A 19,021-nucleotide genomic window follows, 5' to 3' on the forward strand; every position below is an offset into this window, starting at 1 on the left:
GTCACCGCACCATCGGCCGCCCGCCGGCGCTCAGCCATCACCGAAGGCGTCGTACTTGATCCGGATCGCCGGGACCTGCATCTCGGCGAGGGTTCGCAGGGTGGCCCGCACCATGCTCGGCGAGCCGGAGACGAAGAAGTCGTGGTCCTGCCACGGCCCGTAGCGCGCGAGGATGTCGGACACGTTGCCGTGCTCGCCCGGGAAGTCGGGGTCGTCGCTGGTCGCCGCCACGACCGACAACCACGGGTAGCGGGCCGCGAGCCGGTTGAGGCAGGCCAGGTCGTAGAGGTCCTCGCGGTCCCGGGCGCCGAAGAACACGTGCACCCAGCGGGTCCGGTTGGCGCGGGTCATCTCCTCGATGAGCGCCTTGATCGGGGCGAGCCCGGTGCCCCCGGCGACGCACACGATGTCGCGGGTCGAGCGGCGGTCGAGCGTCATCTGGCCCATCGGGGCGCCCAAGCGGATCATGTCGCCGGGCTGCACCCGCCGGACCAGGGCGGACGACACCCAGCCGGCCCCCACCGCGCGGACGTGGAAGTCGAGCGAGCCGTCCTTGCGGGGCGCGTTCGCGACCGAGTACACCCGCCACAGCCGCGGCTGGTACTTGGTCTCGACGCTGACGTACTGCCCGGCACGGTACTCCATCGGCTGCATCGGGCGGCAGGTCATCACCGCGATGTCGCGGCTTCGGCGCTCGTGGTGGAGCACCTCGGCGTGCCAGTAGGGCGGGTTGCCGGAGTCGGCCTCGGCCCCGGCGATCATGACCTCCGCGATCTTCGCGTAGGCGTCGGACCAGGCCTGCTCGAACTCGATGCTCCACTGGTCGCCGGCGTAGGTGCGCAGGGCCTCGACCAGCGCCTCGCCGACGACCTCGTAGTGCTCCGGTTGCACGTGAAACTTCCGGTGGTCCCGGCCGAGCGACCGGAGGTACTCCTCGAAGTGATCCGGGTCGTCGACGGTCTGGATGGCCGAGACGATGGCACCCAGCAGCCGGGAGCGCTGGACGTCCATGTGCACGGGGAACAGGTCCCGCAGCTGCGGGTTGTTGAGGAACATGCGCGCGTAGAAGTAGCTCGCGAGCTTGTCCTGCTGCTCCTCGACGAGTGTCCAACTCTCCTTCAGTAATCGCGACAGATTGCTCATCGGTGCCCTTCGCGGTCAAACGACGGTGCCGTGGTGTCCATCAGCGTCACTACCTGCGGAGACCATGCATCGCACTGACTGTGCGACGAGACGTGCCCGGGACCGGATTTCCCCGCGACGCGCCGATCCCGGGCACTGGACAGACCGCGTCGCATCGACCGAACGGCGGGGTCGCACCGGCTGTCCGGCTGATTCCGTGCGCCGGTGTCACCGTGGCGGCAAGGCGTTCGCAACCCGGAGGTGTCCCGTGTCCGCAGCATCGACCCGCACAGGTCCAGACCGCGAGGTGCTCACCGCCCTGGACGAACGGATGCAGAACTTCGTCCGCCGCCAGGAGATGATGTTCGTCGCCACCGGTGATCCGGACGAGAGCCACGACTGCACGTTCGTCACCGGCGGCGCGGGCTTCGTTCGAATACTGAGCGTGAATCGTCTCGCGTGGCCCGAGTTCGACGACGCGACCCTTTCCACGGCGGTCGCCGACATTCAGCGCGATCCGCGCATCAGCCTGTTGTTCGTCGACTTCGCCCGCGGCGCGATCGGGCTGCACGTCACCGGCCTGGCGAAGGTCCTGGACGACGACGCGATGCGGCGGGCCTGCCGCTCGCTGAACCTCGACCCCGCTCTCGACCTGGTAGCCGATCGCCGGCCGACCCGCTGGATCACCGTTGACGTAGCGGAGGCGTTCCTGTCGGCGGCCGGCGAACTCCACTGAGCACCGTCGCCACTAAACGTTACCTAAGCGCATAAGAATCGCACGCATTCATTCACGTTCAACGAGACCTAAAGGGGTTCACACCCGGCTCACCGCCGCTCACACTGGGTGGATGGCGCTGAGCCGGGCCGTCGCATTTCCGCACTCGTACCCGTACGATTCTTCGCGCCGCGGCCCCGCCAGGCCGCGGCGTTTGCGCATCTGGCTCGCGCCCATTCACGTGGCGATTGCAGTAACCGCCCCTTGAAGGAGCAGCGATGACCAGCGACGTGGCAGACGACCGCAAGACCGCCCCGGCCCCCGCGCCCCGCCGACCCGGCGGCGCACCCGGCCCGAGCGGTGGCCTCCGGCCCGACGACGCCCTCGCCCCCGACACCCGGCGGCCGAGCGAGGTGATGGCGTCGCTCGGCATCGTGCAGCTGGGCGACCCGATGCTCACGGCCAGGACCCGCCCCTTCGACCTGCCCCGCGAGCGCGACGAGGCGCTGCGCATCCTCGACCGGCTGACCGCGACCGCCGACGCGGTCATGCGGGTGCACGACTTCAGCACGGGCGCGATGGGCCTGGCCGCCCCGCAGATCGGCGAGCCGCGCTCGATCGCGATCTTCCGCGCCGCGGGCGCCCCGCAGCTGGTGCTCATCAACCCCCAGGTCCTCGAGGTCGGGCCGGACAGCCACGCGGACTGGGAGGAGGCGACGGAGGGCTGCCTGAGCTTCTTCGACTTCCGCTGCACCCTGCGCCGCCCGCGGACCGCGGTGATCAGCTACCGGACCATCGCGGGCGACGAGGCGATCGCCACCTTCGACCGGGGCCGCCTGGCCCGCGACGTCCTGCACGAGGTCGACCACCTGGGCGGCATCCTGAACGTGGACCACGTGGAGCCGGGCGCGCTGACCGTCTCGATGGCCTGAACGCCCCGGGGCGCCCGGCACTCGCCGGTCAGTGCGCGATCGCCGGGCTGGGCGCGACGCTCAGCGGGAAGGGCCCGGTCAGCGCGGCCCGGGCGCCCAGGGCGGCCCGCAGCTGCTCGACCCCGACGCACCCGAGCGACGGCGCCCACGTGTGGGCGAGGTCGGAGCGCATCATCGGCGCCACGTTGAGCACCGCGCAGCCGGCCACGTGCGCGCTCGCGACGCCGACGGCCGAGTCCTCCACGGCGACGCAGTCCGCCGCGGCGACCCCGAGGGCGTCCATCGCGGCGAGGTAGGGCGCCGGGTCGGGCTTGGGCCGGTGGCCGTCGTCGCCGCAGACGACCACGTCGAAGGTGCCCGGGCCGGCCTCGCGCACCACGTACCGCACGAGCTCCCGATAGGTCGACGTGACCAGCGCCACCCGCAGCCCCGCGGCGCGCACGGAGGCGAGCAGCGCCCGGGCGCCGGGCAGCCAGTGGACGCCCCGGGCGTACGACTCGTGGACCCTGCGCTGCACGAACGCCACGTCGGCGTGCACGTCGAGGCCGGTCCAGCCGTAGTGCCCGTGGATGCGCCGCATCGCCACCGTCGCATCGAGCCCGCTCAGGCCGCGCAGCAGCTCATCGGTCACCTCGGCGCGGCGGGAGCGCACCAGGGCGGTGTTCGCGGCGGCCCAGATGGGCTCGCTGTCGATGAGCGTGCCGTCGAGGTCGAATAAGACCGCTTCCGCCACGCGCGCCATCGTAGCGACGCCCTTGACTGAGTCTCACGCGGAGTACACCATTTTCACGCCAACGGTGTACCCACCGTAGCCATTCCCTCCGCGCTGCGTTTCGCGGTCGTCCGCGCGTCGGCCGCCTGGCCCCTGCGGACAGATCGCGTACCGCCGCCCGCGCCGGCTCAGGCGGAGAGCTGGTGCGCGGACGGCGGGACGAACGGCGGGTCCGGCCAGTCGTCGACGTCCTCCACGGCGCCCTCGGGCCGGCTGCCCCGGAAGCGCCACTCGAGCCGGTAGTAGTCGTGCAGCGTGGCCGCCTCCGTGTGCCAGGAGAAGACCGCGCGCCCGTCCTCCGAGAGCTCCTGCGTGATCGGCGTGCGCAGCGGCACCTCCTCGGCCGACAGCGACGTCTGCACGCCCCACACCACCGGCCGCATGCGGGCCGGGAACTCGACCTCGACCGTGAGGTGACGGGTGGGCAGGCGGATGGCCCGCTCGAACCAGTTGCCCCACTTGTCGATGCCGATGTGCCACGAGTACGCGATGGTGGTGCGCTGCCCCGGGTAGAGCGGGAAACGCCCCTGCGCGTTCTCGAAGAGCAGCCACAGCTCCTTGAGGGTGTCGCGGTCGGTCTTGGCCCGCCACTCCATGGGCTCCCCGGCGCACGAGGCGACCAGCGAGAGCTCGTCGAGGGAGAGCGGGTGATCGTGATGGTGGCGGTTGGAGCGGGCCGGGTCGTCCGGGTAGCGGTCGACCGAGATCCGCACGAGGTACCGCGTGATCGGCTCCGTGCCGGCGTTGTACAGCGCGCGGCGAACCGTGCAGCGGTACTTCCCGTCGACGTACGACAGCCGCGCCGTCTCGCGCTCGACCACGAGTCCGGTGCCCGGCGGCAGCCACTGGTCCGGCACCGGCGGGTCGCGCCCGGGCACGCCCACGCGGCTGCGCGCGGTCGCCCGCAGTTCGTCGTACTCCTTGTACCGCTGCCAGACCGAGCCGCCGCTCTGCAGGATGGCCTCGGCGCGCCGGGCGAAGTCCTCGGTGGGGCGGTGCCGGCCGGCCTCCACGTGGCTGACGTAGGAGGCGTCGAAGCCCATGGCCGCGGCGAGCTGCTTCTTGGACATGCCGCGCTCGACGCGCCACCGCGCGAACTCTGCGACGAACGCCTCCGCCGCCCGCTGCACGGGAGAAGGGTCGCTCGTGGTCATGTCCGGTCCAGCCCTACAGGGAGACGGCCCCTGTCCGGTTAGTGTCCACGAGTCCGGCTCTCGACCAGGCCGGCCGGACAGATTCCTGACAAAATGGTTGACACCACCGCTCGATCGGTCTTGATCAACCCATTTTCGTCACCAACCGCCGTCGGACCGGTGACGCAACGTTACGACATCCCGGTTGCCACAACGCGACAGGGCGAGGCTGGTTAGCCTTACCTAATAGCTGTATCGTGGGCGCTTGGCATGCACTTCTGGGGGTACGAGACGGTGGTGAGCACCATCCGCACGCACATGACAGACGCCGCGGCGCGGTGCTTGCGAGTCGTGCCCCCGGCCGAGTTCGGCGACCCAACGTGACCGCGCTCATCAGTCGCGAGGGGGTCGAACCGCTCCGCCCGGTCGTCGCAACCCTCGCCGCACTGCGGAATCGGCACGGTGAGGATTCACTCCAGGGGCTGGTGCCCGATCTGGTCGGCGCCCACGGCCCGCAGTGGCGCCCCGCGGCCGAGATCGACGTGAGCGACCTGCTCGACACCGCGGCCCGCCGCTGGAGCGCCCAGCCGCACGCCGCCGCCGCGCTCGCGTGGAAGTGCTACGCCTACTGGTGCGCGCTGCCCGCCGTGCTCGGCTTCGCCGCCTCGCGCCGGGTCCCGCTCATGACGCCGGATCACGTGCTGGTGCGGTACGGCGAACCCCGGCCCTTCCTGACCCTCGCCCTGCGCTCCCCGGTGACGGCGGTCCTGGCCACCGACCCGATCGTGGCCACCGACGCGCCCGGGCTGCTCATCGTCGAGGACGAGGACGAGCTGCTGGGGGTGCTGCGGCGCTCGCTGGTCGACGCGCACCTCGAGCCGCTGCTGGAGGAGTTCCGCAAGCGGGCCCGGATCGGGCGGCGGACGCTGTGGGGCTCGGTCGCGTCGGGCGTGGCCTACGGCCTGTCCCGGGCCGCCGACTCGCTGCCGGGGCCGACGCTGGAGATCGCGCACCGAATCCTCGGGGTGCTGGACGCCGACGACCTGGTGGAGCTGACGCCCCGGGCCGGGGGCGGGCTCGACATCCAGCGCAAGACCTGCTGCCTCGCCTTCACCCTGCCCACCCCGAAGGTCTGCACCACCTGCTGCATCCGCTGACGAGGTTTCGCGGACCACGCCAGGTGGGTAGATCACGTAGGTTGAAGCACATCAGCGAGCCGATCACCACGCACGCCGGGCGGGTCCGACCCGGCGATCACCTGTGCCTGCCCTTCGCCAGCGATGCCGAGCAGCGCGAGGTGGTCTCCGTGTTCATCGCCGACGGCCTGCGGCGGGGTGAGCGCGTGCTGTACTTCTCCGACCGCACCCACCCCGAGGTGCTGGAGGACTGGCTCGGCCCCCGCGGCGTGGACGGGGCGCTCGCGATCGCCCGCGGCCAGCTCGAGGTCCGCGCCGCCGACGGGCGCGACGGGTTCGACCCGGCCGAGGTCGTCGGGGGCATCCGGCACGCGGTGCGCGACGCGCGCGCGGCGGGCTTCCAGGGGCTGCGGCTCACCGGCGAGATGAGCTGGGCGCTGCGCGGGGTGCCGGGGGCCACACGGCTGCACGAGTTCGAGACCGGGGTCTCCGAGACGCTCGTGGACTCGGGCGATCTGGCGGCTGTGTGTCAGTACGACGAACGGCTCTTCGAACGGGCGGCCCTGAGCGGCCTCGTGTCCGTGCACCAGGGCGTGGTCTGCATCGACCCGCTGCACGACGACCGGCGGCTGCGGATCATCCCCATCTACTCGCCGCGCGGGCTGCGCATCGCCGGCGTCGTCGACGACTCCACCGCGGCGCCGCTCGCCGAGGCGCTCGCGCACGCGGCGCAGTGGCCCACCGGGGAGCCGTTGCTCGTGCTCGACCTCGCGGAGCTCACCTTCATCGACGTGGCCGGGATCCGGGCGCTGGTGCGCTTCGCCGAGTCGGTCGCGCCCGAGCGCCGGGTGCTGGTGCGCCACATGCCCGGCTCGATGCGCAAGGTCCTGCGCATCGCGCGCTGGACGCTGCAAGAGGCGGACGAGTCCCTGTGAACCTCATCCACCAGGCCCTCGTCTTCGACTCGGCCGCGGTCTTCCTCGCGGCGGCGGTGCCATTCGTGACCGAGGGCCTGCACCGGGGAGACACGGTGCTCGCGGTCACCTCGGACGAGAACGAGACCCTGCTGCGCGAGCAGATCGGCGCCGACGCGGACCGGGTCACCTTCCTGCCGGCCGCGGGCTGGTTCGACTCCCCCGGCCGCACGCTCGACGCCCACCACCGGCGCATCGACGCGCTGTCCGGGCCGACGGGCATCCTGCGGGTGCTCGGCGAGCCGATCTGGGACGGGCTGGACCCGCTCGAGACGTCGGAGTGGGGCCGGTACGAGTCGGTCATGAACGTCGCCCTGGCCGACTCGCGGGCGTGGCTGATGTGCGGGTACGACACCCGGACCCTGCCGCCCGCGATCGTCGACGACGCCCGGCGCACCCACCCGGCGCTCGCGATCGGCGAGCAGAGCGAGGTCAGCGCCGCCTTCGCCGACCCGACCTCCTACTACGCCGAGCGCAACACCCCGCTGCTGCCGCGCCCCGAGCGGGACGTCGAATGGCTCCCCGACTTCACGGACATGGCATCGGTACGGCAGTTCATCGCCGACCACGCGGTGCGCCTCGGCGTGCCGGCCGACCGTCTCGACGACTTCACGCTCGCGGTCAACGAGGTCGCCACGAACGCGGTCCGCCACGGCGCCGGCCGGGGCGAGGTGCGCCTGTGGGCGACCGATCGCCGGGTCGTCTGCGAAATCGTCGACCAGGGCCGGGCGCAGGACAATTTCCTCGGATTCCTGCGCTCCGATCCGCAGGCCGGCCAGGGCCACGGCCTCTGGATCGCTCGCCAGATCTGCGATCTGCTCGAAATGCGCACCGGCGGCCCGGGAACGACGGTTCGCCTGCACATACGCCGCGCCTCCTGAACGCGCCGAAGCGCACCGCACCGGTGAACGGACGGGCGGCGGCACCCCGCGCGGACACCGCCGCCCGTCCATTCCTCTCGTGGGCCACCCCCAGCACACGAGACGCGAACCGCTATGCGCACCAACCCCTTTCGGCTGACCATTTCGGTATTGCCCTCACCTTTGCACCGGCCCGGACGCGGACACCATCACCGGACCTGCTCGCTTGCGGCGGGCGTACGGCGTACCCCATTGGATTGACGCGGCCCGCGCTTGAGTAATCGAGATCGTCGCGCTGAGCGAAGGGGCCGCATCGAGGGCCGTCAGCGCAGCTCAGCGACTTACTCAGCCCCCGTTGGCGGGTACTCACCTACTTCCAGGGGAATCCGGACGGTCGCCGTCTCCGGACTGTTCGTGGTCTAACGAACCCGTGTCCGTCCCCGCACACTCAGTGGCGTGAGTATGCAACGAAGCGGCATCGGCCACGCCGCGCGGCACCGGGCCGCCGGCCCGGCGACCCGGATGCTGCGCAAGGTGCGCTGGCTCCGGGTGACGCACCCGCGGCAATCGGCGCCGATGAGCCCGCAGCTCGACGCCGCCCGCCGCGCCGCCACACCCACCATCGGATAGCCACGGGGATACCAGCGATGATGCGACGCCACACGAAGGTTCTGCGCCGCCCGGACGAGGACGAGTACATTCCGCGGCACGCCGTGGACCTGCGCAACACGCGCAACGACCTCGACCTGCGGGACCGCGTTGACGCCGAGCCGGCCACCGACGGCGACGGCGACCGCGCCGAAGATGCCTGAGACAGCGAGAGGGGCGGCCACCCGGGCCGCCCCTCTTCACTGATTCCGCCGGCTAGTCGTCCAGCCAGTCCAGCGAGCGGCGGTTGCCGCCACCGTTGTTGTTGTTCGGGCCGTAACCGCCGCGCTGGTCGTACTCGCCGCCACCGCCGCCGTTCGGGCCGTAGCCGTTGCCGGCCCGCGGGGGCTCCGGCACGCGCTCGTAGCCGTCGCGCTCGTAGCCCGCGGCCGGCTCGTAGCCGCCGCGGTCGTTGGGGCCGTAGCCGCCGCGACCCGCGTAGGGCTGCTCGTCGTAGCCGTTGTTGCCGGCACCACCACCACCGCCGCCGTTCGGGCCGTAGCCGCCGCGGTCGCCGCCCGGGTTGTAGCCGCCACCCGCCGACGGGCCTTCGTAGCCGCCGCGGTCGTCGTACCCGCCGCCACCGCCGCCGGGGCCGTAGCCGCCGCGGTCGTCGTAGCCGTTGTTCCCGCCAGCGCCGCCGTTCGGCCCGTAGCCGCCACGGTCGCCGCCCGGGTTGTAGCCGCCACCCGCCGAGGGGCCGTCGTAACCCCCGCGGTCGCCGCCGCCGGGGCCGTAGCCGCCGCGGTCGTCGTACCCGCCGCCACCACCGCCGGGGCCGTAGCCGCCGCGGTCGCCGCCGCCGGGACCGTAGCCGCCGCCGGCCGCCGGGCCGTCGTAGCCGCCGATGGTCGTGGGCGGGGCCTCGTAACCGCCGCGCTGGCCGCCCCCGTAGCCGCCGCCGGTCGCCGGGCCGTCGTAGCCGTTGTTCCCGCCGTAGCCGCCCTGGCCGCCGCCGTAGTTGTTGCCGCCGGTCGCCGGGTTGTTGTTGTAGCCGTTGTTCCCGTCGCCGTAGCCGTTGCCGCCGGGCTCGTAGCGCTGGGTCGCGTCCGCGTAGCCGCCGCCTCCGCCGCCGTTGTAGTCCGGCGCATACGGGTCGACCGCCGGGCCGGGGGCCGGACGGGCCTGCTGGCCGCCGTAGCCGTTGGCCCCGCCGCCGTTGTACCCGCCGGCGGCGAAGCCGGCGCGGTCGTCGTAGCCGCCCGCGGACGGGTAGCCGCCCGGGCCGGGCATCGGCGCGCCGTAGGGGTCCGGGGGAACGTCGTCGAAGACCCGGCCGGGCCGCACGATCGCCGTCGCGTCGTTGTTGCCGCCCCGGTTGACCATCGTCGCGGCCGGGCCCATCGCGGCGACCATCGTCGGGTCGGCCTGCGGGCCGCCGTAGCCGGGGCGCACGCCGGGCCCGCCGCGGCGCGGCGCGGGCTCGTCCTCGGGCTCGTCGTCGTCATCGCCGCGGCGGCGCAGGAGCAGCACGATCGCGACGATGCCGAAGCCGACCAGCAGCACGCCGAGCGCGATCAGGATCCAGGAGACCCCGCCGCCGCTGTCGTTGGAGGCGTTGTTGGTGGCCGTGTTCTGGGGCACGACGCCGCCGGCCGACTGACCGTCGGCGAACGCGTTGTCGTTGGCACTCGGCAGCGGGGCCGCCGAGGCGGTGTCGGCGAGCACCACGAGCCCGATCTTGATGCCGGTCGTGGCCTTGCCGGCCGTGCCGGTGACCGACTTGGGGCTGGAGTTCTCGTAGCCGCCCGCGCCGACCGTAATCGTCATCGCGCCGGGCGCGATCGGCTTGGCCTCGCTGCCGGTGAACTTGAAGGAGCCGCTGGAGCCCGACGTGATCTGGGTTTCCTTGCCGCTGCCGTCGGCGAGGACCACCGTGGCGCCGCTGATGCCCTTGCCGGTCTGCGAGTCGGTGATGGTGCCGGAGACCTCGGTGACCGTGGTCGGCGCCGCCTGCGTGGTCGGCGCAGCGGCCTGGGCCTTGAGGGTGGCGTTGAAGCCCTTGGTGTCGGAGCCGCCGTCGGTGATGATCACCTGGCCGCTGCCCTGCTTGCTCTGCCCGGCCGGGATGGAGCTCTGCGCCGGCGGGGCGATGCCGACCGGCAGGTTCTTGGTCGCGTCCTTCGCGAGCGGCCCGTCCACCGTGCAGGTGAGGTGGGTGCCGCTGCCGTCGCAGCCGCTGGGCTTGCTCGAGATCGTGAGGCCGAGATCGCTGGGAATGTCGATCGTGAGCTTGACCGGCGTCAGCTGGGGCGTGTCGCCTGTGTTCTTGATCTGGACATTGACGGTCTGCGCTCCGCCGCCTACGGTCAGTGTCACATCTGGGGCGCCACTGATCACTACGGTGGCGTCGGCGTAGGCCGGTGCCGCCATGCCGAGCAGAGCGCCTGCAGCCAGAACAGCCACCGTCCCCGCTCTGAGGAGCAGGGTTCGTCGGTGCGCGGTCACGTCCACACCCCTCCGGATCTTGACTTTCACCCGAGCGTCGCTGCCGAACATGTCTGTCTATGGTCCAACATGCGAGCGAGACTCGCCTTGCATGGTGCGCCGCAGCAAACTATGCCCTGTCCGCGGGGGTCGGCGAAACCCGCGTCGTGTTGCCAGCTCCATACAAGCGGTCGTATCGTCCGGCTATGTCCACTCCGCACCGATATTCCGGCACGGTGCAATCCGTCCTTGATGCCCTGAACGACGGAGCCGCTCCGGACCGGATCGCGGTTCGCGACGGCGTCCGGGAACTCCTCGCGGACCTGCGGACACGAGCACCCGGACGTTCGGTGGAGGTGCGCGTTCCCCCGTACGGCGCGATTCAGTGCATCGAGGGGCCCAGACATACGAGAGGTACGCCACCCAACGTCGTCGAGACCGACCCGGTCACGTGGATCGAGATCGCCACGGGTCGGAAATCGTGGCACGAAGCCGTCACGGCCGGGAAGATTCGCGCGAGCGGAGTTCGGGCGGATTTATCCGCCTATCTGCCCTTGTAACCCGGCGAATCGCCACGCGGGCGAGTCACCGAAGGGCCTCGATTCGTCGCTCTGCGTCATGCCCGAAACCTCGCGTACACTGGCCCCTGCGACGGCGACCCAGCGTGTGGCGTCGACCAGCCCGCGGTCGGATGGCTGACGTCAACCGGATGGCCATCTTCCTGACACCCACCCACCGTCTTCCCTTCAGCCACCCCCATGGCAACTGCGACGACAGGAGCGGCAAGTGCCCCGAGGCGATGGCCGGTTGAGCCACGAGCTCGACCCCCAGCGTCCAGGTCCTCAGGACAAGTGCGGTGTGTTCGGCGTCTGGGCGCCGGGCGAAGAGGTCGCCAAGATGACCTACTACGGGCTGTATGCACTGCAGCACCGTGGCCAGGAGGCGGCCGGCATCGCGGTGTCCGACGGATCCGGTGTGGTGGTCTACAAGGATCTCGGCCTGGTGTCCCAGGTGTTCGACGAGCCGACCCTGGCGAGCCTGCGCGGCCACATCGCGATCGGCCACGCGCGCTACTCGACCACCGGCGGCTCCACGTGGGAGAACGCGCAGCCGACGCTGCGCTCGACCCGCGCCGGCGGCGACCGGGCGGGCACCACCATCGCGCTGGCCCACAACGGCAACCTCGTCAACACCGCGGAGCTCGCCCGCCGGGTGGCCGAGCTGCCCGACATGGAGCCGGACGCGATCAACGCCACGAACGACACCGCCCTGGTGACGGCGCTGCTGGCCGCGCGGCCCGACCTCTCCGTCGAGGCCGCCGCGCTGGAGGTGCTGCCGACCCTGCGCGGCGCGTTCAGCTTCGTCTTCATGGACGAGGACACCCTCTACGCCGCGCGCGACGTCAACGGCGTGCGCCCGCTGGTGCTCGGCCGCCTCGAGCGCGGCTGGGTCGTGGCCAGCGAGACCGCCGCCCTGGACATCTGCGGCGCCAGCGTCGTGCGCGAGATCGAGCCGGGCGAGCTCATCGCGATCGACGAGCACGGGCTGCGCTCGAGCCGCTTCGGCACGCCCGATCCGAAGGGGTGCCTGTTCGAGTACGTCTACCTCGCCCGCCCCGACACCAACATCTCGGGCCGCAACCTGCACGCGGCCCGGGTCGCGATCGGGCGCACCCTGGCGCGCGAGCACCACGTCGACGCCGACATGGTCATCCCGGTGCCCGAGTCCGGCACGCCGGCCGCCATCGGCTACGCCCAGGAGTCCGGCATCCCGTTCGGCCACGGCCTGGTCAAGAACGCCTACGTCGGCCGGACCTTCATCCAGCCGTCCCAGACCATCCGCCAGCTGGGCATCCGGCTCAAGCTCAACCCGCTGCGCGACAACGTGCGGGGCAAGCGACTCGTCGTCGTCGACGACTCGATCGTGCGCGGCAACACCCAGCGGGCGATCGTGCGCATGCTGCGCGAGGCCGGCGCCATCGAGGTGCACGTGCGGATCTCCTCCCCGCCCGTGAAGTGGCCCTGCTTCTACGGCATCGACTTCGCCACCCGCGCGGAGCTGCTGGCCAACGGGCTCGACCTCGAGGGCATCCGGCGCTCGATCGGCGCCGACTCCCTCGGCTACGTGTCGCTGCCGGGTCTGATCGCCGCCACGGAGCAGCCCGCCAGCCGGCTCTGCGCCGCCTGTTTCGACGGGCAGTATCCGATCGAGCTTCCGGCCGACAATGTGATCGGCAAGCACGTCCTGGAAGGGGTCGCGCGCGCCGCGGGGGCCGCACCGACCACCGCTGACGGTGTCCCGAGTGTCGCCGCCAGCGTCGGAGGTTCCGGCGCACTGCTGCGCCCGTGACCGCCCATCCATCAAAGCCGCCCGCAGAGGCAATCAAAGGGGAGAAAGTGACGCACGTGGACGAGCGCGCCGACGAGACCGGGAAGTCCGGTCAGGGCAGCACCCCCGAGCGGCAACTGTGGACCGCCGGCAACGGCCGGAGCCGCCGCAAGACCGTGACCTACGCGGACGCGGGTGTGTCGATCCACGCCGGCGAGAAGGCCGTCGAGCTGCTGCGCACGAAGGTCCACCGCACGCACCGGCCCGAGGTGATGGGCGACATCGGCGGGTTCGCCGGGCTGTTCCGGCTCGACCTCAAGAAGTACAAGAGCCCGATCCTCGCCTCCTCGACCGACGGCGTCGGCACCAAGCTGGCGATCGCTCAGGCCATGGGCATCCACGACACGGTCGGCATCGACCTCGTCGCCATGGTCGTGGACGACCTCGTCGCGTGCGGGGCCGAGCCGCTGTTCCTGCTCGACTACATCGCCTGCGGCGAGGTCGTGCCGGACCGGGTGGCGGAGATCGGCGCCGGCATCGCCGACGGGTGCCGCTACGCCGGCTGCGCGCTGCTGGGCGGCGAGACCGCCGAGCACCCGGGCGTGATGCGGCCGGACGAGTACGACATCTCCGGCACCGGCGTCGGCGTCGTGGAGGAAGACGCGATCCTCGGCCGCGACCGGGTCGAGGTCGGCGACGCCGTCATCGCGCTGCGCTCGACGGGCCTGCACTCCAACGGGTACTCCCTGGTCCGCCACGTGCTGCTCGGCGCCGGCCGGATGCGCCTGGACAGCGTGATCGACGAGTTCGGCCAGCAGCGCACGCTCGGCGAGGAGCTGCTCACCCCGACCCGCATCTACGCGAAGGACTGCCTCGACCTCATCAAGGAGGCCGACATCCACGCGTACGCGCACGTGACCGGCGGCGGCATCCCGGGCAACCTGGTCCGGGTCCTGCCCGAGCACGTCGACGCCGTCGTGGACCGCTCGACCTGGCGCCCGCAGCCGATCTTCGAGCTGGTGCACACGAAGGGCCGCATCGACGACAACGAGATGGAGAGCACCTTCAACATGGGCATCGGCATGATGGCCGTGGTCTCCGCCGAGGACGCCGACCGCACCCTGGCCTTCCTGGCCGGCCGCGGCCTCGAGGCCTGGCAGGTCGGCGAGGTCATCGAGGGCACCGGCACCGTGCAGATGGTCGGCTCGCACACTCGCGGCTGACCCGGTCTTCGTGCGGGGGTGGTGCAACCGGCACCGCCCCCGCAGGCGTTTTCTGAATGTGTCGGAATGTGCGAACTCGCGTAGTCGATCAACTGGGGCTTACCGCGGCGCCGCGATGGACCTAGGCTGAAGCGACACGTCCCTACGCCCAAAAGGAGGAGGGGGCGGTGTCGTGGAGCGGCATGCGGGGCATCTCGCCGATCCCTGGGTATGTCGTGATGCAGCCGACGACCCTGTGCAACCTCGATTGCACGTACTGCTACCTGCCGTTCCGCGCGCGTAACGAGCGGATGAGCCCCGCCGTGGCCGCCGCGGTCGCCGCGTCCGTGAACCCCTGGGCGGCCGCCGACCGGCGCTTCTCCGTGGTCTGGCACGCGGGCGAACCCCTCGCGGCCGGCCGGGCCGCGCTCGCCGGGCTCATGGCGCCGTTCACCGGGGTCGAGCACCACGTGCAGACCAACGCCACGCTCATCGACGACGCCTGGTGCGAGTTCTTCGCCGAGCACGGCATGCGGGTGAGCGTCAGCGTCGACGGGCCCGAGGCCCGCAACGCGCAGCGGGTGAACCGCGGGGGCGTTCCGGCGTACGGCGCGATCCAGCACGGCATCGAGGCGCTGCGCCGCCACGGGGTGCCCTTCTCGGCGCTGTGCGTGGTCAGCGACCCCCGGCCCGGGCTGGCCGCGGAGCTCTACGAGTACTTCCTGGACCTCGGCTGCGAGGTGCTGGGCATCAACATCGAGGAGCAGGAGGGCGTCAACGCCCGGGCGAACGCGTTCGCCGACGAGGCCGTGCGCGCCTTCTGGGCCGAGCTCGTGGCCGCGTGGCGCCGCGATCCGCGCATCCACGTCCGCGAGATCGAGTGGACGCTGCGGTACGCCGGCGCCGTGCTCGACCACCGCGCGGATGGGCTACTGCCGGGCGCCCTCGACCCGATCCCGACCATCGCCGCGGACGGGCGCGTCTTCCTGCTCTCGCCCGAGCTGGCCGGGTTCACCGACCCGCGGTACGGCGACTTCTCCTCGGGCAGTGTGCTGGCGACCCCGCTGGCGGAGATCCTGGCCGGCGCGGCGAGTTCGGCCCCGTGGATCGGCGAGTACCTCCGCGGCGTCGAGTCCTGCCGCCGCACGTGCCCCTACTTCGGGTTCTGCGGCGGCGCGCACGCGGCCAACCGCTACTTCGAGCACGGCAGATTCGACGGTACCGAGACGAATCACTGCCGAAACAGCAAGATTCGCCTTCTGGAGGGAGTGCTGGACCATGCCGGAGCACGCTGACTCAGCCGTCGACACCGTCGCCGAGCGCGTCCACCGGGCCGCCGACGGCCTGAGAACCCTGCTGGACGAGGCCGCCGCGGCGCGGGCCGCCCGTGCCGAGACCACGGACCCGGAGGGCACCAGCGCCGTGTGCGCGTGGAACCACTTCGAGAACATCCCGACGTTCTACAACTGGAACAACCGTCCCAGGTAGTCGTGTGCGGGCAGGCGGCGTCGACGCACGGTGCCTGATGTAAGGACCACGGCCCCGACGCAGGGTCCACCCACGCCGGAGGCGGTGCACCGCTGCACCGCCTCCGGTCGCCGCGAGCGGGTGAGAACTCACTCGGGCTGTGGCTACGCCGAGACACCCGCACGACGGGCCGTCGAGAGAACGACCGCCGTGCGGGTGCTGTGGACACGACTCGGGCACGTGGATGTCCACGTGCCCGTGAGCCGGGTTACGCCCGGTCTGAGTCGAGGCGCGGAGCCGTTCGAGCCAGACTGGGCGTGCGATGGTCAACGACCCCGTGAGCGCCAATCACCGTCGCTGGGGGAGTCGTCGTAGTCGTCCTCGTCGTCAGCCTCTTCGTCGACCCCGTCATACTCGGCGTAGTCGTCGCTTGACTTAGGGCTGCCCGCCGCGAGCTCTCGTTGCAACGCTTCGAGGTCGGTGTTAGGCGAGTGATATTTCAACTCCCTGGCCACCCTAGTCTGCTTGGCCTTCGCACGGCCGCGCCCCATGGCTCGACCCCCTCGCACAGAATTACGGGGCAGCCATTACCGGCAGGCCCCGACAACGTCAGGCATCTCTCGTGGCTCTTACGGTACATGTCGAGGGCACCTTTCGGCATCTCGCCCCTGCCGACCATTTCGGTGGCGTTGCTTACCCGACCGGACCGGTCGGGTACCCGCCGGGTAAGCACCACCGCGGTCGACGGGTCGTCACGCCCGCCGCGCGCTCTCGCACATGGTTACACCAGGATGGTACGGAGCCTTCCGACCTCGGCCATCCGCCGTTCGGCGAGGCGGTCGGCGGCCAGCGCCGGGGGCACGCCCTCGACGGAGGCGAGCTCCAGGATCTGCTTCGTGGTGTCGTAGATCCGTCCGGCACGCTCCTTCGCCCGGGCGAAGTTGAAGCCTTCGATCTCGTCGGCCACCTGGATGACCCCGCCCGAGTTGACCACGTAGTCGGGGACGTAGAGCACGTCGCGCTCGGCGAGGAGCTTCTCGACGCCGGGGTGGGCCAGCTGGTTGTTGGCCGCGCCGGCGACGATCTTGGCCTGCAGGAGCGGGACGGAGTCGTCGTTGAGCGCGCCGCCGAGCGCGCAGGGGGCGTAGACGTCGATCGGGGCGGCGATCAGGTCGTCGTTGCCGTCGACCAGCTCGACCTGGGGGTAGGTCGCGGCGGCCCAGTCCCGGGCCCGCTCGGACACGTCGGTGGCGACCACCGAGGCGCCGTCGTCCAGCAGGTGCTTGGTGAGGTGCTTGCCGACCTTGCCCAGGCCCGCGATGCCGACCCGGCGGCCGGCCAGCGTGGGCGCGCCCCAGCGGTGCTCGGCCGCGGCCCGCATGCCCTGGAAGACGCCGTAGGCGGTGAGCACCGACGAGTCGCCCGCGCCGCCGTGGGACTCCGAGCGGCCGGTGACGAAGCGGGTCTCCTTCGCCACGACGTCCATGTCCCGCACGTAGGTGCCGACGTCGCAGGCGGTGTAGTACCGGCCGCCGAGGGACTGCACGAAGCGGCCGTAGGCGCGCAGGAGCGGCTCGCTCTTGTCCCTGTCCGGGTCACCCCAGATGACGGCCTTGCCGCCGCCGAGGTCCAGCCCGGCGAGCGCGTTCTTGTAGGCCATGCCCCGCGAGAGCTCCAGCACGTCGTGCAGGGCCTCGTCCTCGGACGCGTAGGGGTAGAAGCGGGTGCCGCCGAGCGCCGGTCCCAGCGCGGTGGAGTAGACGGCGATGATGGCCCTCAGGCCGGACTGCTGGTCGTGGCAGAACACGACCTGTTCGTGGCTGGTCTGGAAGACGCCCATGGATGCTCCCGGAGGCAATCGCGGCCCGTCCTCGTGAGACGGGGCCGTTCACGACAGTGCGGTGACTCGACCCTAACGCCGACACCTGGCCTTCGGTTCGAGGGCACCTTCGCGTCTTTCGGCCGTTTCGTGCGACGATCGGCCCGTGCCGTCGCTCTTCGCGTCATACCTGCGGGTGTATGAGCCGCTGGCCGCCTTCGACCGCGACCACCAGCTGTACTGGCGTCGCTACGTCAAGGAGGGCCGCGCCGTCGCGCTGTCCGACGGCCCCGTCCGCCAGCGCACTGCGGTCCTGGAGGCGCTGGGGGCCGGGTGGACCCGCCTGCCGGCCCTGCCCGACGAGGCCTACGTCCTCGAGGCCGACGACACGCTGCTCGTCTGTCCGTGGAACCTGCGCATCCGGGTCGCCGAGGCGGCGCTGACGGCGCGCGACGGGGTGCCGAGCGTCATCGCGGACGCGTTCGTGCCGCCCGTGCTGGCCGGCCTCGCCCAGACGATCGTGGACGACTGGCGCAGCGGCGACCACGTCCTCGAGCGCGGCCTGCCGCGGGTCCACGAGCAGGTGGCCACCTGGGGCGTGCCGCTGCGCTGGTTCGTCTTCGTCGACCTGGAGGAGCGCGAGCTGTCCCTGCGCCCCGGCCGCCGGGTCCTGCGCTACCGCACCGAGATCTCGAAGGCCCGCCGCCGCGCGCATCGCGCCTATGCGGTGCTGCGGCGCGCGATGGGCGACGCCCCGATCACCGTTGCCGTCGAGGAGACGGCCCGCTGGCTGGAGGAGTTCCACTCGCGCTCGATCGTGGAGCTGGACTACGGCGGCCTGGTCAACCTCATGTCGGACGACGCGCTGGCGGCCGACGACTCGCCGGGGCTGGTGTCGGCCGGCCTGTCGAACGTGGCCCGCGGCGACGCCGACGAGGCCACCGAGGTCTACGAGAAGCTCGTCGAGCGCTGGCGCTCCGTGCAGCTGCTGGAGCGCTGCAACTAGGGCTTTTCCCGTCCATGACTCGGGTCCGTCGGGGTGCGGACCGTCGCTCCCGCCAGACATCGCTGGGCGCTGCGCGCCTACGCTGCCAGGTTCGCGGGTGGTCGCCCTCACCCCGTGATCGACCGGCCTGCGGGCGACCGGCTCTTCGTTCTTGCCACCGCGGACCTGGCTGGGCGGCCCCCTCCGGCCGAAGGCCCTCGGGGCCGCCCTTTGTCTGGCGGGAGCGACGGTCTGTGACTGACGCGGACCCGAGCCATGATGTTGACGAAGCTAAATGTCCGCTTCGTCCACCACTCGATCGGGTGTCACCCTTCGCAACCGAATCGCACCCCGCTCGTGTCCGTTATGCCTACTACAAGGGTGTTTGTGGGCTACCCATCACCCCGGAGAGTGAGCTAGATTCGTGGTTGATCGCTCACCCTCCGTCAAAATGAGTCCGAATTTATCCGGTTTTGCGGTGTCAAAATCGGAAAATTCACT

At 71.5% G+C, this 19,021-nt stretch carries 18 protein-coding genes and 1 pseudogene; 13 read left to right on the forward strand and 6 right to left on the reverse strand.

All coding sequences use genetic code 11. The annotated features are described in order from the left end of the window. Positions 1–30: 30 nt before the first annotated feature. A complete protein-coding gene (locus ACQP2P_RS44345) occupies positions 31–1,143 on the reverse strand; it encodes a globin domain-containing protein (protein WP_433611461.1) in 1,113 nt (370 codons plus the stop codon). A 286-nt stretch (positions 1,144–1,429) separates the two neighbouring features. Between ACQP2P_RS44345 and ACQP2P_RS44350 the strand changes: the two genes are divergently transcribed. Beyond that, positions 1,430–1,858, forward strand: coding sequence for a pyridoxamine 5'-phosphate oxidase family protein (locus tag ACQP2P_RS44350; protein WP_433611463.1), 429 nt, complete (start codon positions 1,430–1,432; stop codon positions 1,856–1,858). Between the two features lie 257 nt (positions 1,859–2,115). Next, positions 2,116–2,769 (forward strand): peptide deformylase, encoded by a 654-nt coding sequence (locus ACQP2P_RS44355; RefSeq protein ID WP_433611465.1) that lies wholly within the window; start codon positions 2,116–2,118, stop codon positions 2,767–2,769. Positions 2,770–2,797: 28 nt separating this feature from the next. On the opposite strand, the gene ACQP2P_RS44360 is transcribed toward ACQP2P_RS44355, so the two are convergent. Together ACQP2P_RS44360 and ACQP2P_RS44365 are read right to left on the reverse strand one after the other, a co-directional pair. Then, complete coding sequence (locus ACQP2P_RS44360) at positions 2,798–3,502, reverse strand: HAD family hydrolase (protein WP_433611467.1); 705 nt, start codon at positions 3,500–3,502, stop codon at positions 2,798–2,800. Positions 3,503–3,741: 239 nt separating this feature from the next. Then, a pseudogene (locus ACQP2P_RS44365) lies at positions 3,742–4,695 on the reverse strand (helix-turn-helix domain-containing protein); the annotation flags it as partial. 464 nt (positions 4,696–5,159) lie between these two features. On the opposite strand from ACQP2P_RS44365, the gene ACQP2P_RS44370 reads away from it, so the two are divergent. The 5 genes from ACQP2P_RS44370 (at position 5,160) to ACQP2P_RS44390 (ending at position 8,456) form a co-directional block, all read left to right on the forward strand. After that, the gene (locus ACQP2P_RS44370; RefSeq protein ID WP_433611469.1) at positions 5,160–5,831 is read left to right on the forward strand and encodes a hypothetical protein; all 672 of its coding nucleotides are present in this window, start codon (positions 5,160–5,162) and stop codon (positions 5,829–5,831) included. 41 nt (positions 5,832–5,872) lie between these two features. Beyond that, positions 5,873–6,745: an MEDS domain-containing protein gene (locus ACQP2P_RS44375; protein WP_433611471.1), complete on the forward strand. Its 873-nt coding sequence runs from the start codon at positions 5,873–5,875 to the stop codon at positions 6,743–6,745. Further along, entirely contained in the window at positions 6,742–7,665 is a 924-nt protein-coding gene (locus ACQP2P_RS44380) for an anti-sigma factor RsbA family regulatory protein (protein ID WP_433611473.1), read from the forward strand. Before ACQP2P_RS44375 ends, ACQP2P_RS44380 begins: the two co-directional genes overlap by 4 nt. Positions 7,666–8,100: 435 nt before the next feature. Continuing rightward, positions 8,101–8,274, forward strand: coding sequence for a hypothetical protein (locus ACQP2P_RS44385; RefSeq protein WP_433611475.1), 174 nt, complete (start codon positions 8,101–8,103; stop codon positions 8,272–8,274). A gap of 17 nt (positions 8,275–8,291) precedes the next feature. Then, positions 8,292–8,456, forward strand: coding sequence for a hypothetical protein (locus ACQP2P_RS44390; RefSeq protein ID WP_433611477.1), 165 nt, complete (start codon positions 8,292–8,294; stop codon positions 8,454–8,456). Positions 8,457–8,508: 52 nt separating this feature from the next. Here ACQP2P_RS44390 and ACQP2P_RS44395 read toward each other — a convergent pair whose 3' ends face one another. After that, a complete protein-coding gene (locus tag ACQP2P_RS44395; protein ID WP_433611479.1) occupies positions 8,509–10,611 on the reverse strand; it encodes a carboxypeptidase-like regulatory domain-containing protein in 2,103 nt (700 codons plus the stop codon). 314 nt (positions 10,612–10,925) lie between these two features. Here ACQP2P_RS44395 and ACQP2P_RS44400 point away from each other — a divergent pair, with 314 nt between their 5' ends. The 5 genes from ACQP2P_RS44400 to amcA all read left to right on the forward strand — a co-directional run bounded on the left by ACQP2P_RS44400 (position 10,926) and on the right by amcA (position 15,737). Continuing rightward, entirely contained in the window at positions 10,926–11,279 is a 354-nt protein-coding gene (locus tag ACQP2P_RS44400) for a sterol carrier family protein (RefSeq protein ID WP_433611481.1), read from the forward strand. Between the two features lie 226 nt (positions 11,280–11,505). Then, entirely contained in the window at positions 11,506–13,068 is a 1,563-nt protein-coding gene (purF, locus tag ACQP2P_RS44405) for an amidophosphoribosyltransferase (RefSeq protein WP_433081319.1), read from the forward strand. Positions 13,069–13,115: 47 nt separating this feature from the next. Then, complete coding sequence (purM, locus tag ACQP2P_RS44410; protein WP_433611483.1) at positions 13,116–14,270, forward strand: phosphoribosylformylglycinamidine cyclo-ligase; 1,155 nt, start codon at positions 13,116–13,118, stop codon at positions 14,268–14,270. A 182-nt stretch (positions 14,271–14,452) separates the two neighbouring features. Then, on the forward strand, positions 14,453–15,544 hold the full coding sequence (gene amcB, locus ACQP2P_RS44415) for a cyclophane-forming radical SAM peptide maturase AmcB (protein ID WP_433619535.1): 1,092 nt from the start codon (positions 14,453–14,455) through the stop codon (positions 15,542–15,544). Further along, entirely contained in the window at positions 15,528–15,737 is a 210-nt protein-coding gene (amcA, locus tag ACQP2P_RS44420) for a multiple cyclophane-containing RiPP AmcA (RefSeq protein ID WP_433081323.1), read from the forward strand. The genes amcB and amcA overlap by 17 nt, the downstream gene beginning before the upstream one ends. A 305-nt stretch (positions 15,738–16,042) precedes the next feature. Here amcA and ACQP2P_RS44425 read toward each other — a convergent pair whose 3' ends face one another. Then, complete coding sequence (locus ACQP2P_RS44425) at positions 16,043–16,267, reverse strand: DUF3073 domain-containing protein (RefSeq protein WP_350620607.1); 225 nt, start codon at positions 16,265–16,267, stop codon at positions 16,043–16,045. Positions 16,268–16,497: 230 nt separating this feature from the next. Further along, positions 16,498–17,556: a Glu/Leu/Phe/Val dehydrogenase dimerization domain-containing protein gene (locus ACQP2P_RS44430; protein WP_433611486.1), complete on the reverse strand. Its 1,059-nt coding sequence runs from the start codon at positions 17,554–17,556 to the stop codon at positions 16,498–16,500. 145 nt (positions 17,557–17,701) lie between these two features. Here ACQP2P_RS44430 and ACQP2P_RS44435 point away from each other — a divergent pair, with 145 nt between their 5' ends. Next, positions 17,702–18,541: a hypothetical protein gene (locus ACQP2P_RS44435; protein WP_433611488.1), complete on the forward strand. Its 840-nt coding sequence runs from the start codon at positions 17,702–17,704 to the stop codon at positions 18,539–18,541. The last annotated feature ends 480 nt before the right edge of the window (positions 18,542–19,021 follow it).

Origin of the sequence: Dactylosporangium sp. CA-139114 (assembly GCF_050955725.1) — a bacterium.
Classification (GTDB): Bacteria; Actinomycetota; Actinomycetes; order Mycobacteriales; family Micromonosporaceae; genus Dactylosporangium.

What these genes read in the sequence shown, in the direction of transcription:
- ACQP2P_RS44425 (WP_350620607.1), bottom strand. Translation starts at nt 16,267, where the DNA reads ATGGGGCGCGGCCGTGCGAAGGCCAAGCAGACTAGGGTGGCCAGGGAG.
- ACQP2P_RS44355 (WP_433611465.1), top strand. Translation starts at nt 2,116, where the DNA reads ATGACCAGCGACGTGGCAGACGACCGCAAGACCGCCCCGGCCCCCGCG.
- ACQP2P_RS44430 (WP_433611486.1), bottom strand. Translation starts at nt 17,556, where the DNA reads ATGGGCGTCTTCCAGACCAGCCACGAACAGGTCGTGTTCTGCCACGAC.
- ACQP2P_RS44390 (WP_433611477.1), top strand. Translation starts at nt 8,292, where the DNA reads ATGATGCGACGCCACACGAAGGTTCTGCGCCGCCCGGACGAGGACGAG.
- amcB (WP_433619535.1), top strand. Translation starts at nt 14,453, where the DNA reads ATGCGGGGCATCTCGCCGATCCCTGGGTATGTCGTGATGCAGCCGACG.
- ACQP2P_RS44345 (WP_433611461.1), bottom strand. Translation starts at nt 1,143, where the DNA reads ATGAGCAATCTGTCGCGATTACTGAAGGAGAGTTGGACACTCGTCGAG.
- ACQP2P_RS44400 (WP_433611481.1), top strand. Translation starts at nt 10,926, where the DNA reads ATGTCCACTCCGCACCGATATTCCGGCACGGTGCAATCCGTCCTTGAT.
- amcA (WP_433081323.1), top strand. Translation starts at nt 15,528, where the DNA reads ATGCCGGAGCACGCTGACTCAGCCGTCGACACCGTCGCCGAGCGCGTC.